Raw genomic sequence first — 14,600 nt, forward strand, 5'->3', positions numbered from 1 at the left:
AAGATTTAAATACAAAGTAAGCACTATATCTCAAATGTGGATATAGTGCTTATTTTTATGTAATTTGCTACAATATATTTAAGATATGTCTTTGATACTAGGGAGTGTTGAAATATGATTGAGCAACTTCAAAATCATGCTGATGAGATAGAATTTTGGGAGATTGAACCTGAAGATACTATTGAATTAGAAGAATCAGATATTCCATGTGTATACATTAACGAATTCATGGAATATGTAGATGAAGAGGGGAATGTACTATCTCCATCAGAGGTCGATGCGATACGGTATAAAGACGATTATGAGGACGATTATTATAGATAGAAATAGTTAATGTGTTATATGTATATTGAATCGAGTTGGTGAATTATGAGAGTTCCAATATATGAAGCTTTAGCACACTATAAAAAGAATGAAGAGCTACCTTATACAGAATATTTTAGCTTGGGATTTTTTTCTGATATATCATTAGCTGAAGAGGCTCTAGTTGAATCTAAAATATTGTCTGGATTTTCTAAGTTAAATGATGATTCCTTTTCCATAAAAACTCACTATTTAAATGATTGTTCTCATATAAGTAATCAAGTTAGTTATGAAATAATAAATAATAAAATTTATGGTGTTTGGTATGATTACGATATAAATCCATATTATTCCAGTTCTGGATACATAGGTTTATTTAGCACTTTAGAATATGCAGAGAAAGCATTAAAGTGGTATAAAACCTGGGATATATTTAAAGTATATGGTTTAGATTGTTTAGGAATTGATACGATTACTCTCAATTTAAGGGGCTGGACTGAAGGTTTTATAACAGTATATGATTAAAATTATGCAATAAAAGAGGTATCATCGAATGATGACACCTCTTTTTGAAAGTTTTGCAGTTTATTTATTTTGGCAGATTTTGTAAATTTTGCAATATTAGTATAAGGATTTATATTTCATCCAGTTTGTTTTGGCCATTTCTTTAAGCTCTGTACCACGGCCATCAAGGATTGCATTGATTAAATATTTGCTAAAGCCTTTAGCTTGTTGATATGCAATTTTAGGAGGCATAGCAAGTTCTTGTTTATCTACGCGAACGTTAACGATGACTGGGCCATTATGGTTAAGGGCTTCCATGATTTTTTCATCAACTTCGCTAGAGTTATGAATGCTCACACCTTTGATACCAGCAGCTTCAGCAAGTTTACCGAAATCTGGATTTACAAAGTCTGTAGCGTAGTCTAGATAGCCAGAAGCCTTCATTTCCATAGCGATAAAGCTAAGTTCTTCGTTATTGAATACAAAGATTTTAACAGGTAAGTTAAGTTGTTTTAATGTTAACATTTCGCCCATCATCATTGTAAAGCCACCATCACCAGAGAGGGAGATGACTTGACGATTTGGACAAGCATTTTGAGCGCCAATAGCATGCATCATAGCATTAGCCATGGAGCCGTGGCTAAAGGATCCTAAAATACGGCGTTTACCATTTGTTTTTAGATGGCGAGCAGTCCAAATAACTGGAGTCCCTACGTCAAAGGTAAAGATCGCGTCTTCTGCTGCTAGTTTATTGAGGCGATTTACGAAGTATTGAGGGTGAATTGCTACACCATCTGGCTCGGCAACGGCATAACTATCTAAATCACCTCTAAATTTAGTGTACGCTTTACGCACTGTGTCGATAAATTCAGTATCACCACGTTGGCCTACAAGAGGTAATAATTCTTTTAACGTATCTTTTACAGTACCAATGATACCTTGTGTAAGAGGTACGCGACGACCTAAAGCGCTAGGATCTCTATCTACTTGTATTACTTTCGCATTTTCTGGATAAAATGGACGGTAAGGGAAGTCTGTACCAAGCATTACCAATGTATCACATTGTTCAATAGCACGGTAGCCAGATGTATAGCCTAATAGGCCAGTCATACCTACATCATATGGATTATCCCATTCAACCCATTCTTTACCTCTGAAAGCATGTACAACCGGTGCTTGCAAGCGTTTTGCTAATTCTACCACTTCGTCATGGGCACCTTCACAGCCGGCACCACAGAATAGGGTAATACGTTTGCCTGTTTCTAAATGAGCAGCCATTTCTTCAATATCTTCTCGTTGTGGAACGATATGAGGTAAACGAGGTGGGGTCCATACAGGTAATTCGTCAATTTCCATTTCCATAACGGCAACGTCCCCAGGAAGAACGATAACTGCAACATCTTGGTTACCAACAGCAGCGTTCATAGCACGGAATAGAATTTCCGGCATTTGTTTAGGATTGGATACAAGTTCGCAGAAACAAGAACATTCTTTGAATAGATTTTCTGGATGTGTTTCTTGGAAATAGTTCAAACCTACTTCAGATTGAGGAATGTGAGAAGCAATAGCCAATACTGGAACACGATTGCGATGACAGTCGAAGAGACCATTAATCAAGTGTAAGTTGCCAGGACCAGAGCTACCAGCACATACAGTTAGTTTATGAGTTAGGGATGCTTCTGCACCGGCAGCAAAGGCTGCTGTTTCTTCATGTCGTACATGTTCAAAAGCAATTTTACCATTGCGGCGTAAACTATCATTTACAGAGTTTAGACTATCTCCAGTGATACCGTAAATGCGTTCAATGCCCGCATTGGCTAAGACTTCTATAAGTACATCAGAAATTCGTTTTTTTGCCATATTATCACCTATATTTAATAATTACTATCATTAAAATATGGTTATTCAAACCATATATATTATATTAGACTTGTTTAACTTGTAATTATGTGATAAAAGTTACTATTTACTGTATACATAGTTTATATATGTTTATATTAAAAGTAAATATATATTATTATTATTTATATTGTTCTAGTATTTGTGTTCTAAAAATTATATTTTAACTAAATTATTTAATATTCTTTCTCAATACAAAACTATTATTCTTGCATAACATTAATAAAAGTGTTACTATTAATTCATAAACAAAATAGATAAGTCTTTGGGGATAGGTGAAATTCCTTACCGGCGGTAAAGTCCGCGAACCTTTTTGGTATGAATCGGTGCAATTCCGATACCGACAGTAGAGTCTGGATGAGAAAAGACGAGGCACATTTGTTGTGCGCATTTATGATGACCCAAGGACTATGTAATAGTCCTTTTTTTATTGAGGTGATATGGTGGATGACGTAGTATATATGAAGCGCGCCATTGAACTGGCAAAATTAGCCACAGGTCACACCTCACCAAATCCTTTGGTTGGTGCTGTTGTGGTAAAAGATAATACAATAATCGGTGAAGGTTATCACCATAAAGCTGGTACAGCTCATGCTGAGGTGCATGCACTAAATCAAGCAGGTGATAATGCCAAAGGTGCTACTTTATACGTAACATTAGAGCCATGTTCTCATTATGGAAAAACACCACCTTGTGCGCTTCGTATCATTGAGGCTGGCATAGCTAAAGTAATAGTAGGTAGTACAGATCCAAATCCACTAATTTCTGGAAAGGGAATGGAGTTACTCCGTGAAGCTGGTATAGAGGTTGTTTGCCCCGTATGTAGTGATGAATGTGCTGAACTAAATGAGCATTTCTTTACCTATATACAGACAGGTAAGCCTTTTGTAACTATTAAGAGTGCTATGTCATTAGATGGTAAAATTGCTACGTTCACAGGTCAATCTCAATGGATTACAAATGAGTCCTCTCGTCGCGATGGACATGTGTTGCGTGCCACTCATGATGCCATGCTCGTTGGGATTGGTACAATTTTAGCAGATAATCCACAGTTAAATTGTCGTCTCAATGATACCGAACTATGTGAGGCTGTATTGGATACAGCTGTCCTAAAGGAGCCTATTCCAGTTCATCAGCCAGATGTAATCATATTGGATAGTCTAGGTAGAACGCCAACTAACAGTCAGGTTTTTGACGTAGAAAATCGCAAGGTGCATATCTTTGTATCTAAAGGTTGTCCAAAAGAGCGAATTCAGGCTTTAGAAAACGTAGGTGCCATTGTTACGGTAGTAGAATCTATTTCTACTCGTAAAAGCAAGAGCACAGACATTGTGATTGATATTAAGAAATTATCTATCGATGATATTCTTACGAAACTAGGTGAACTAGGTTACACATCTATTCTTGTTGAAGGTGGATCCGCAATTATCAGTTCTTTTGTGGAAACGATGAACTTTGATAAGGTCGTAACATATATTGGAAATACTATTATTGGTGGTAACGATGCTACACCAGCTGTAGGTGGCCGAGGTTTTGAAAGTTTAGAGGCTTCGCCGCAATTAATTTTTACCAAGACTAAAGTATTAGATAATAACATTCGCATTGAAGCGTATCGTCAAGGGAGGAGGGGCGCTTATGTTCACGGGAATTGTTGAAGAAATTGGCCGTGTAGAAAGCATTAAAAAGGGCCCTAAATCCTTAGCTATAACGATACGGGGAAATAAAATTTTTAGTGATCTAAACATCGGTGACTCTGTAGCTGTTAATGGTGTATGCTTGACGGCTACTACAATTGGTAATGGCGTGTTTACTGCCGATGTAATGCCAGAGTCTATTAAGATGACTACTTTTACTAATTTGAAAGTTCATCAACCAGTCAATTTAGAGCGAGCTATGCTTGCGAATGGTAGATTTGGTGGGCATATTGTGGCGGGCCATGTAGATGGTACAGGCCGCATCATTAACCGTGAACAAACGGATAATGCTATTATCTTTACCGTAGAGGCTCCTAAATCCGTTATGGATTATGTTATCTATAAGGGCTCCATTACCATCGATGGAATTAGCCTCACAATTATGCGACGAACAGAAAGTAGTTTTTCCGTCTCTATCATTCCTCACACTTTGAGTGAAACTATTTTAGGTTTTACTCATATTGGAACAGAGGTCAATTTAGAAACGGATATTGCTGGACGATATATTCGTCATTTTATGAATCTTGGTAGTGAACCTACCGAAGAAAAGCCTAAAAAATCTATGCAATCCCTCTTAGTAGAGAATGGATTTATATAAGTAAGGAGCGTTCCTATGAGCGAACAATTACATTCTATTAATGAAGTCTTACAAGACCTTAAAACTGGTAAACCTGTTATTATCGTTGATGATGAAAGCCGTGAAAACGAAGGTGATCTTATCATTGCTGCAGAGTTTGCGACGCAAGAAAACATTAACTTCATGGTTAAATACGCTCGCGGTATCGTATGTACGCCTATGCGCCGCGAAGCGTTAGAAAAACTCGGCATTCCTGCAATGGTTACCAAAAATACTGATAACCATGAAACTGCTTTTACTGTGACTGTGGATCATGTAGATACTACAACAGGCGTATCTCCTGCAGAGCGTGCTTTTACAATTCAAAAACTATTAGATCCTAATGCGAAACCTCAAGATTTCCGTCGTCCAGGTCACGTATTTCCACTTGTATATAAAGAGGGAGGCGTATTGGTACGTCAAGGTCATACTGAGGCATCTATCGACCTTTGTCGCCTAGCAGGGTTGCAAGAGGCTGCCGTTATTTGTGAAATTACTAAAGACGATGGCGATATGGCCCGTTTGCCAGATCTTATGAAATTTGCTAAGGAGCATGACTTGAAAATTGCTTCTGTAGCAGAACTTATAGAATATCGTAAACAACATGAAGATATGGTTGAGCTTGGTGCTTGTTCTAAGTTGCCTACTAAATTTGGTGATTTTAATATCTTTGTATTTAAAAATGAATTAGATCATAAAGAGCATTTAGCTATCGTAAAGGGCAATGTTCAAGATTGTAGCGATGTGCTTGTACGTATTCACTCTGAATGTTTAACAGGCGATGTATTTGGTTCTAAGCGCTGTGATTGTGGCGAACAATTAGACAATGCGTTGCGTGCTATTGAAAAAGAAGGCAAAGGCGTTGTAGTATACATGCGTCAAGAGGGCCGAGGTATTGGGCTGACTAATAAAATTAAAGCCTATGCATTACAAGAACAAGGCCTTGATACAGTAGAGGCGAATGAGCAATTAGGTTTCCCTGCAGATATGCGTGAATATTCTTTGGCGGCACAAATTATACGCTTTTTAGGTATTAATAGTATTCGCTTATTAACTAACAATCCAGAAAAACGTCATGGCTTAGAACATTGGGGAATTAATGTGACTAGTCGTGTACCACTTATTATTGCAGCAAATAAATTTAATGCAGGCTATTTGAAAACAAAAGAAGAAAAAATGGGTCATATGTTAGAAGACTAATAATGGTCTATCTTCAATTTAGAATGTTTTTATCACACATAGAAAATCTATGTACGGAATATAGGAGGTCATCATAATGGTAGTTCAAGAAGGTAATTTGTTAGGTTCTGGTAAGAAATTTGCTATTATTGGTTCTCGTTTTAATGAATTCATCACGTCGAAATTAATTGGTGGAGCAGAAGACTGCTTATTGCGTCATGACGTTAAACAAGAGGACATTACAGTAATCTGGGTTCCCGGTGCTTATGAAATTCCATTGATTGCTAAAAAAGCTGCCTTATCTGGTCGTTATGATGCAGTTATTTGTGTAGGTGCAGTTATTCGTGGTTCTACTACTCATTATGATTATGTATGTAATGAAGTAGCAAAAGGCATTGCCCACGTTTCATTAGAAACTGGTATTCCAGTTATGTTTGGTGTAGTGACTACTGAAAACATCGAGCAAGCTATCGAACGCGCTGGTACAAAAGCGGGTAATAAAGGTTATGATTGTGCTATGGGTGCAATCGAAATGGTTAACCTTATCGATCAAATCTAAGAACTGTATATATAACACTCAGTATCTCATGGTACTGGGTGTTTTTATATCATCGAAAATATGTTCTTTTAACTTTAAATCAGACTAGACGAACATATATTCTCTATTATTGAAAGTTAAATATTTGACATGATATACTATATAAGCAATATAAATATAATATCTTATATAAAATAAGTAGAAATAAGGAATGATAGAATGGATTATATAAAACGTTTTACAACCCGAGAAGGGGTTCGTATGTCTTTAGCTGTAACAACCGATACAGTTGAAACAGCTCGTGTACGTCATGATTTATGGCCTGTAGCAACAGCTGCTTTAGGTCGTGCTATGACGGGAGCTATTTTATTAGCTGGTGATTTTAAAAACCATGAAAACGTAAGTCTTCGTATCAAAGGTGATGGTCCACTAGGTGTAGTTCATGTAGATGCATTCTCTGATAATACGGTTCGAGGCTATGTAGACGAGCCACATGTAGATGTACCTTTAAAGCATGCTGGTAAGCTTGATGTTGGTGCTGCCGTAGGTCATAATGGGGAAGTACAAGTTACGCGATTTACACAATTGGCGCAAGACTATACTTCTACAAGCCCGATTCAAAGTGGTGAAGTAGCAGAGGATTTGGCATATTATTTATATGCATCTGAACAAGTACCGTCAACGATTAGTTTAGGTGTATTAGTAGATCCAGATTACCATATAGTTGTAGCTGGAGGTTTTATCGTACAAGCCTTACCGGATGCTACAGATGAAGCATTAGCACAAGTAGAAAAGAATATTAATGAACTTGGTCCTATTACAGAATATTTGAAAGCAAATCCAGATGGTAAAGGTCTTATGGAACGCGTTCTCGATGGTTTAACTGTGAATCAAGTATATAATGAACCAATTCATTTCCAATGTCGTTGTGGTCGTGATCGCTTTGCCAGTGTGCTAATGACATTACGTGAAGAAGATAAGAATGCTATTTTGGAAGATGACGTAACAGAGCTTGTTTGCCATTATTGTAATGAAAAATATCATTTCACACGTGAAGAGTTACAAAATATGTTCACTTCAAAAGGTCCAATTCAATAAAAACTTTATAATATGTAGAAAAAATACAGGCTACTAGGTTTTTCCTATAGCCTGTTTTTCTATTCTATGAGAAAATAAAAGATAGAGTTATTAATAATAGGAGGTCACAATGAGTGCAATTGGCGTAATTGGTGGTACTGGTGTTTATGATCCGTCCATCTTTGAAAATATTCATGAAGAATCCTTAATGACACCATATGGTGAAATAGATTATGTACAAGGTACATACCATGGGAAAACTGTAATCTTTGTAGCTCGTCACGGCAAAGATCATACAATTCCTCCACACAAAATTAACTATCGTGCTAATATTTGGGGCCTCAAAAAACTAGGTGTTACATTTATTATCTCCACGACAGCAGTAGGTTCTTTAAATGAGAACTTTAAGCCAGGTCATTTTGTGTTGACTGATCAATTCTTAGATTTCACAAAGAACCGCATCACTACGTTTTATGAAGGCGGGGACCGTCCAGTGGCACATCTTGATGTAACAAATCCATACTGCCCTGAATTACGTAATATTCTTCAAAAGGTAGGTACGGAACAAGGCCTTACGATACACAATGGCGGTACCTATGTATGTACTGAAGGCCCTCGTTTTGAGACTCCTGCAGAAATCAAAATGTTCCACATGCTTGGTGGCGATACAGTAGGTATGACTAATGTACCAGAAGTAAACCTTGCTAATGAAGCTGAAATGGCATATGCTACGATTTCTATGATTACCAACTATGCAGCAGGTATTTCTGAATCTGCTTTGACACATGCGGAAGTAGTAGAAATGATGGCTGACATGGCGGCTCAACTTAAATCTCTTATTTTAGGTGCTATTGATGCAATCGATGTGGATGCTCGTTATGATGCTCATAATCGCATGCATGAATATGGTGGTTTTAAACTATAATCAATTCATAATGATACACAAGAGTCCATCGAAGGAGAAGTTATGATTAATATTGAATGGCGTAAAGATACGCTGGTACTATTAGATCAAACTAAATTGCCTACTGAAATTACATACGTTCACTGTACAGATTGGCGCCAAGTTGCCGAAGCTATTAAAATGCTTCGCGTTCGTGGTGCACCTGCTATTGGCGTAGCTGCTAGTTATGGTCTCATTTTAGCTGCTATGGAAGCAGGACGTTTAGAGGTGCCATTTAGTGAACAACTTACAAGCTTATATGAGTTTGGTGAGACATTAAAAGAAACTCGCCCTACAGCAATCAACTTAGCTTGGGCTGTAGATCGTGTCATTTCTCTTGTGAAAACCAATGTTGACAGTATGTCCTCAATGAGTGAAGTAGTAGACCTCATTACAAAAGAGGCTATTATCATTCACGAAGAAGATGTGTCTTTGAATAGACGTATGGCCGAAGCAGGGGCTACATTATTTGAAGGTAAAAAGAATATTCGCATCTTAACTCATTGTAATGCTGGTGCACTAGCTACAGGTGGTCTAGGAACAGCACTTGGTGTTGTTCGTAAATTACATGGAAATGGACAATTGGAACGCGTGTATGCTGATGAAACACGTCCATTATTACAAGGTGCTCGACTTACAGCCTTTGAACTTCACGAGGATGGTATTCCTATTACTCTTGAAACAGATAATATGGCAGCCTATGCGATGCAACATGGGTTAATTGATGCCGTTATCGTCGGTGCTGACCGCATCACTACAAAAGGGGATGTAGCCAATAAAATTGGTACCTATGGTGTGGCTGTACTAGCTAAATTCCACAATATTCCGTTCTATGTAGCCGCTCCTTATAGTACATTTGACTTTACTCTGGAAAATGGTGGAGATATTCCTATTGAGATGCGCAACGATGATGAAGTAACTGCTTTACACGGTGTTCAAACAGCCCCTAGTGGTATTGATGTACTTAATCCTGCATTTGATGTAACACCTCATGAACTTGTAACAGCGATTATCACCGAAGAGGGAGTATTGACTCCAAATTATGAAGAGTCAATCGATAAGCTACGCCAGATTGTAGAATCTAAATAGTCTATTATCTTAATGATTAGCTTATTAAGCATTCTATATATAAGAAATATATTATCTATATAATTAAGTATCTACAATGATATTAACAAAATTATATAGTATCAATAAATCTAAGTAGATTTACTATCAACTATTTATTTTATTGTATCTACTTGTATGAGTAAAAGGAGATATTATGCAATCTTTAATTAGAGACATAAATTTAGCAACAGAAGGTCGCAAAAAAATTGATTGGGTTTCTAACTTTATGCCTACATTAAACACATTAGGTGACCGTTTTGAAGCAGAACAAACTTTCAAAGGCCAAACAATTGTTGTTAGTGTCCACTTGGAAGCAAAAACAGCATACCTCGCGACTGTATTAAAACGCGGTGGTGCAGATGTAATTGTAACGGGCTCCAATCCGTTGTCTACACAAGACGATGTAGCTGCAGGTCTTGTAGATATGGGTATTACTGTATATGCTTGGTATGATTGCACAGATGAAGAATATTTTGATTTCCTTCATAAAGCACTTGATCACAAACCACATATCATCATTGATGACGGTGGTGACCTAGTAAACTTGTTACATACTACACGCCAAGACGCTAAAGAACGTCTTATCGGTGGTAGCGAAGAAACTACGACAGGCGTACATCGTTTATATGCATTAGAGAATGCTAAACAATTAACATTCCCTATGATTGCAGTAAACGACTCTTACTGTAAATATCTTTTTGATAATCGCTATGGTACAGGCCAGTCCGTTTGGGATGGCATCATGCGTACTACAAACTTGACTGTAACAGGTAAAAACGTTGTCGTTGCTGGTTACGGTTGGTGCGGTAAAGGCGTTGCTATGCGAGCAAAAGGCCTTGGTGCCCACGTATATGTAACTGAAGTAGATCCAATTAAAGCAGTTGAGGCTGTATTTGATGGCTTTAAAGTATTGCCTATGATTGAAGCTGCTAAAGTGGGCGATATCTTCTGTACTGTAACAGGTTGTAAAGATGTTATCGTAAAAGAACATTACGAAGTGATGAAAGATAAAGCTATCTTGTGTAATGCTGGTCACTTTGATTGCGAAGTGAATGTTTCTGACCTTACAGACCTTGCTGTAAGCCACGAGCGCGTTCGTCAAAATATCGAAGGTTATACCATGGCTGATGGCCGTAAACTCTATGTATTGGCTGAAGGTCGCTTGGTAAACCTTGCAGCTGGTGATGGTCATCCTGCAGAAATCATGGACTTGTCCTTTGCTATGCAAGCTCTTGCTGCAGAGCATATCTTAAAAAATGGCAAAGAAATGGATTCGAAAGTATATGTATTACCGCATGAATTAGATGTGGAAATTGCTAAACTTAAATTGAATTCCATGGGTTATGATTTAGACTCTTTAACACAAGAGCAAATCGACTACCTTACAAAAGTAAACTAATACGTATTGAAATATAATGGTTTTTGGAAAAGATTTTGTATCTAAACTATTACTAGCTTTCAAATTAAACTAATATAACCGAGCTATTATGGCTCGGTTATACCTATGAGGGAAGACTATGTCTGATTTATTGATTACTCATGTAGACGTCCTCACCGATGAGGGTGTTCTAAAAAATCATGCCATTGAAATCAAAAATGGTTATATTACAGCTATTTTAAACGATAGTGAAGCTACAAAAGTAAAAGATTCTGCTAAAGAAGTGTTAGAAGGTAAAGGCCAATTGGCTGCGCCAGGTCTTATAAATACACATACCCATATTGCGATGGGCCTTTTTAGAAACTATGCAGATGATCTTGAGCTTATGGAATGGCTTGAAACGGCTATTTGGCCCACAGAAGCAAAGTTAAACGACGATTATGTACGGTACGGCACACAACTTGGCATTGCTGAAATGCTACGCACTGGTACCACAACTTTTAGCGACATGTATTTCTTTATGAATACTACAGCTGAGGTGGTAAAAGAAACTGGCATTCGATCTGTATTATCTCGTGGATTAGCAGGTGTTTCTCCAACAGCAGATCAAGCATTAGTTGAAAATGCTGACTTATTCCGCACTTGGAATGGCTTTGATAATGACCGCATCAAAGTATTGCTTGGACCACATGCACCATATACTTGCCCTGATGATTATATGGAAAAGGTGATTGCCTTATCTCATGAATTAAATTGTGGTATTCATATGCACTTGTCCGAAACAATAGGAGAAGTGGAGAATGTTATGAAAGCTACTGGTAAGACACCAATTGCTCATATGCATGATTTAGGTTTATTCTGGAATACTACCTTAGCCGCACACTGCGTTCATGTGACAGACGAAGATATGGCTATTATGTCTGAAAATAATGTAGCCGTAGCTCATAACCCACAATCTAATTTAAAATTAGCTAGTGGTATTGCACCAGTACCTGAAATGATTGCCAAAGGTATTACGGTTGGTCTTGGTACAGATGGCTCCGCTTCTAATAATAACGCGGATATGCTTGAAGAAGTACGTCTTGCAGCAACATTACATAAAGCACGTCTTTATGATCCAAAGGCTATTCCTGCTCAAGCCGCATGGAACATGGGCACTGTAGAAGGTGCAAAAGCATTGGGATATACAGATCTTGGTGTATTAGATAAAGGCTATCGTGCAGATATCGTGCTATATGATGTATCTGGTATGCACTGGATGCCTCGTTACAATGATTTAGCAGCTCTTGTATACTCTGCTAATAGCTCCGATGTAAATACTACAATTGTGGGTGGTAAAGTTCTTATGAAAGACAAAGAACTGCTTACAATTGATGAAGAAAAACTACGGGCAGAGATTGATAAAGCTCAGGTATATTTTAGTAATTAGCAGTTAATCTAAACACAAAACCCACTCATGATAATCATAGAGTGGGTTTTGTGTTATATATTATATAGATTTATTTAATTGCTTTCACCAAGAACATGGGGACAGGAATATAAAACTCGTCTTCCTCATTGTAAAGGCGCGGACCTACAGTTAGATCAATGGTAACAGAACTAGCACCTAATTTAGTAAGTAGTTCTTTATCCCATTGAGGTCGTGTATAAGACGAAATGTCGAGCATATGATAAATGGTGTGACATCGTTCTTTTAATTCGTTGCTTACATGTTCATGGGCATGATGAACAGATTGTGGTACATTATGATGATTACGAGCATGTTCCGCATCATAGTTTAAAATCAAACCGCCTGGGCGAATGACGCGAAACCATTCGGCATAGGCTTTGTCAGGATGGGGTAAATTCCACGTTACATTTCTGGCCACAACGATATCAAAGGTATTAGTATCAAATCCTAGATTCTCTGCATCCATCACAGAAAAGGTTGCATCACAATCGAGGGACTCTGCTAGTTGATTTGCCTCATCTATCATATTAGGTGTAATATCAATGCCATGCACTGTATGACCAAGTTGAGATAGTATAATACTAAAAAAGCCGGCTCCACATCCAATATCTAATATTCGTAAAGATCTATCAGAATCAAATATATGACTAGTTAATTCTTCTCTCCATAATTTTAGTTTGGGACTTTCCAATTCTTTTGCACGTAAAGCGCCAAAATCGTGAGCTCGATCTGCCCAATAGGATGTAATAAATTCTTTATCATCCTTCATAGGATGGTTGCGTTCAAAAATATCATTCATAATTTAGTTCTCCTCATATTCTATAGTATGTATAGTACCATAAAATAATAATGAACTATACAGCAAAAATCACATTAACTCCATAAATACTTACTATTAGATATGATATAATACTCCTATGTTTTTATTTTACTGAAAGGGCAGGGGCTATGATATTACAGACTGGGCAACGTACAGATATTCCTGCTTTTTATGGGCAATGGCTAATCAATCGTATACGTGAAGGTTTTGTAGATGTTCGTAACCCTTATAATCCCCTACAGGTGACACGGTATCCAATTAATCAAGAGGTGGTAGATGGGATTGCATTCTGTACAAAGAATCCTTTACCGTTTATTCCACTACTAAATGAAATTGTTGATTACAGACAATACTGGCATATGACTATAACGCCTTATGGAACTGATATTGAACCCTACGTGCCAACTTATACGTCTGTTATAGAAGGATTTAAACATATTTCTAAACAGCTTAATTCTCAATCTATGGTGTGGCGCTATGATCCTATCATTTTAACCAATGAATATACCGTTGATTTTCATTGTGAAAGCTTTTACAAAATGGCTCAAGCCCTTAAAAGTTATACAGATACAGTTGTTGTTAGCTTTTTAGATATATTTGATAAGGTGGCTCAGAATTTTCCAGAAGGATATAGACCAAGTTTAGATGTTCAAACTAAGATCATTAAAGAATTTGTTTCCATAGCTCATTCCAATCATATGAATCTTAAAACCTGTGGAGAAGGGGATATCTTTAAAAAGCTTGGTGCTGATACAGAAGGGTGTTTAACCTTAGATTGTTATGAAAGGGCCTGGAATATAAAATTAAAAGCACCTAAACGCGCGCCAGCACGACCAGAATGTAATTGTTATTTACATGGTGATATTGGAGCCTATGATAGCTGTAGCCACTTTTGCCGTTATTGTTATGCTAATACTAATCAAGCGGTGGTTCGATATAATCGTTTACATCATGACCCAAATTCTAGCTTACTTATTGGAAGACTTTCAAAAAGAGAAATTATCAAAGAAAGTACGGAAAAGAGCTGGATTGTAAAAGAAACTGTAACACAGGATAGCTTATTTTAGAGAGAATTACGAGGAATTATTA

General features: G+C 37.3%; 14 protein-coding genes and 1 riboswitch. Of the genes, 12 read left to right on the top strand and 2 right to left on the bottom strand.

Features of this window, described 5'->3' with window-relative positions:
* The first annotated feature begins 114 nt into the window (after positions 1–114).
* Both E7A03_RS01755 and E7A03_RS01760 read left to right on the top strand, forming a co-directional pair.
* Entirely contained in the window at positions 115–324 is a 210-nt protein-coding gene (locus tag E7A03_RS01755) for a hypothetical protein (RefSeq protein WP_316073609.1), read from the top strand.
* A 45-nt stretch (positions 325–369) separates the two neighbouring features.
* Positions 370–828, top strand: a complete 459-nt coding sequence (locus tag E7A03_RS01760; protein WP_008713954.1) for a hypothetical protein — start codon at positions 370–372, stop codon at positions 826–828.
* Between the two features lie 96 nt (positions 829–924).
* Here the strand turns inward: E7A03_RS01760 and poxB are convergent, their stop codons facing one another.
* The gene (poxB, locus tag E7A03_RS01765) at positions 925–2,667 is read right to left on the bottom strand and encodes a ubiquinone-dependent pyruvate dehydrogenase (protein WP_024061651.1); all 1,743 of its coding nucleotides are present in this window, start codon (positions 2,665–2,667) and stop codon (positions 925–927) included.
* A 296-nt stretch (positions 2,668–2,963) separates the two neighbouring features.
* Positions 2,964–3,079: riboswitch (FMN riboswitch) on the top strand.
* Between the two features lie 67 nt (positions 3,080–3,146).
* Here poxB and ribD point away from each other — a divergent pair.
* The 9 genes from ribD to E7A03_RS01810 all read left to right on the top strand — a co-directional run bounded on the left by ribD (position 3,147) and on the right by E7A03_RS01810 (position 12,670).
* Positions 3,147–4,361, top strand: coding sequence for a bifunctional diaminohydroxyphosphoribosylaminopyrimidine deaminase/5-amino-6-(5-phosphoribosylamino)uracil reductase RibD (ribD, locus tag E7A03_RS01770; protein ID WP_287509869.1), 1,215 nt, complete (start codon positions 3,147–3,149; stop codon positions 4,359–4,361).
* Positions 4,342–4,998 carry a riboflavin synthase gene (locus tag E7A03_RS01775; protein WP_287509871.1) on the top strand — a complete coding sequence of 219 codons (657 nt, stop codon included), beginning with the start codon at positions 4,342–4,344 and terminating at the stop codon, positions 4,996–4,998. Before ribD ends, E7A03_RS01775 begins: the two co-directional genes overlap by 20 nt.
* Positions 4,999–5,013: 15 nt before the next feature.
* On the top strand, positions 5,014–6,216 hold the full coding sequence (locus E7A03_RS01780; RefSeq protein WP_316059620.1) for a bifunctional 3,4-dihydroxy-2-butanone-4-phosphate synthase/GTP cyclohydrolase II: 1,203 nt from the start codon (positions 5,014–5,016) through the stop codon (positions 6,214–6,216).
* A 76-nt stretch (positions 6,217–6,292) separates the two neighbouring features.
* On the top strand, positions 6,293–6,754 hold the full coding sequence (ribH, locus tag E7A03_RS01785; protein WP_101928287.1) for a 6,7-dimethyl-8-ribityllumazine synthase: 462 nt from the start codon (positions 6,293–6,295) through the stop codon (positions 6,752–6,754).
* Between the two features lie 198 nt (positions 6,755–6,952).
* Entirely contained in the window at positions 6,953–7,831 is an 879-nt protein-coding gene (hslO, locus tag E7A03_RS01790; protein WP_287508866.1) for an Hsp33 family molecular chaperone HslO, read from the top strand.
* Positions 7,832–7,940: 109 nt separating this feature from the next.
* Positions 7,941–8,735 (top strand): S-methyl-5'-thioadenosine phosphorylase, encoded by a 795-nt coding sequence (mtnP, locus tag E7A03_RS01795; RefSeq protein ID WP_287508868.1) that lies wholly within the window; start codon positions 7,941–7,943, stop codon positions 8,733–8,735.
* Positions 8,736–8,777: 42 nt separating this feature from the next.
* Entirely contained in the window at positions 8,778–9,842 is a 1,065-nt protein-coding gene (gene mtnA, locus E7A03_RS01800) for an S-methyl-5-thioribose-1-phosphate isomerase (protein ID WP_287508870.1), read from the top strand.
* A 175-nt stretch (positions 9,843–10,017) separates the two neighbouring features.
* Entirely contained in the window at positions 10,018–11,262 is a 1,245-nt protein-coding gene (locus E7A03_RS01805; RefSeq protein WP_287508872.1) for an adenosylhomocysteinase, read from the top strand.
* Between the two features lie 118 nt (positions 11,263–11,380).
* Positions 11,381–12,670 (top strand): amidohydrolase, encoded by a 1,290-nt coding sequence (locus tag E7A03_RS01810; RefSeq protein ID WP_287508873.1) that lies wholly within the window; start codon positions 11,381–11,383, stop codon positions 12,668–12,670.
* Positions 12,671–12,740: 70 nt separating this feature from the next.
* On the opposite strand, the gene E7A03_RS01815 is transcribed toward E7A03_RS01810, so the two are convergent.
* A complete protein-coding gene (locus tag E7A03_RS01815) occupies positions 12,741–13,490 on the bottom strand; it encodes a class I SAM-dependent methyltransferase (protein WP_101928282.1) in 750 nt (249 codons plus the stop codon).
* 149 nt (positions 13,491–13,639) lie between these two features.
* Between E7A03_RS01815 and E7A03_RS01820 the strand changes: the two genes are divergently transcribed.
* On the top strand, positions 13,640–14,578 hold the full coding sequence (locus E7A03_RS01820) for a DUF1848 domain-containing protein (protein ID WP_101928281.1): 939 nt from the start codon (positions 13,640–13,642) through the stop codon (positions 14,576–14,578).
* Positions 14,579–14,600: the final 22 nt, after the last annotated feature.

This window comes from Veillonella parvula (assembly GCF_032472435.1).
GTDB classification, from domain to species: domain Bacteria; phylum Bacillota; class Negativicutes; order Veillonellales; family Veillonellaceae; genus Veillonella; species Veillonella parvula_N.

Coding starts and splice junctions, on each gene's coding strand:
- E7A03_RS01775 (WP_287509871.1), top strand. CDS start 4,342: ATGTTCACGGGAATTGTTGAAGAAATTGGCCGTGTAGAAAGCATTAAA.
- E7A03_RS01820 (WP_101928281.1), top strand. CDS start 13,640: ATGATATTACAGACTGGGCAACGTACAGATATTCCTGCTTTTTATGGG.
- mtnP (WP_287508868.1), top strand. CDS start 7,941: ATGAGTGCAATTGGCGTAATTGGTGGTACTGGTGTTTATGATCCGTCC.
- ribH (WP_101928287.1), top strand. CDS start 6,293: ATGGTAGTTCAAGAAGGTAATTTGTTAGGTTCTGGTAAGAAATTTGCT.
- E7A03_RS01755 (WP_316073609.1), top strand. CDS start 115: ATGATTGAGCAACTTCAAAATCATGCTGATGAGATAGAATTTTGGGAG.
- poxB (WP_024061651.1), bottom strand. CDS start 2,667: ATGGCAAAAAAACGAATTTCTGATGTACTTATAGAAGTCTTAGCCAAT.
- E7A03_RS01805 (WP_287508872.1), top strand. CDS start 10,018: ATGCAATCTTTAATTAGAGACATAAATTTAGCAACAGAAGGTCGCAAA.
- mtnA (WP_287508870.1), top strand. CDS start 8,778: ATGATTAATATTGAATGGCGTAAAGATACGCTGGTACTATTAGATCAA.
- ribD (WP_287509869.1), top strand. CDS start 3,147: ATGGTGGATGACGTAGTATATATGAAGCGCGCCATTGAACTGGCAAAA.
- hslO (WP_287508866.1), top strand. CDS start 6,953: ATGGATTATATAAAACGTTTTACAACCCGAGAAGGGGTTCGTATGTCT.
- E7A03_RS01815 (WP_101928282.1), bottom strand. CDS start 13,490: ATGAATGATATTTTTGAACGCAACCATCCTATGAAGGATGATAAAGAA.
- E7A03_RS01780 (WP_316059620.1), top strand. CDS start 5,014: ATGAGCGAACAATTACATTCTATTAATGAAGTCTTACAAGACCTTAAA.
- E7A03_RS01810 (WP_287508873.1), top strand. CDS start 11,381: ATGTCTGATTTATTGATTACTCATGTAGACGTCCTCACCGATGAGGGT.
- E7A03_RS01760 (WP_008713954.1), top strand. CDS start 370: ATGAGAGTTCCAATATATGAAGCTTTAGCACACTATAAAAAGAATGAA.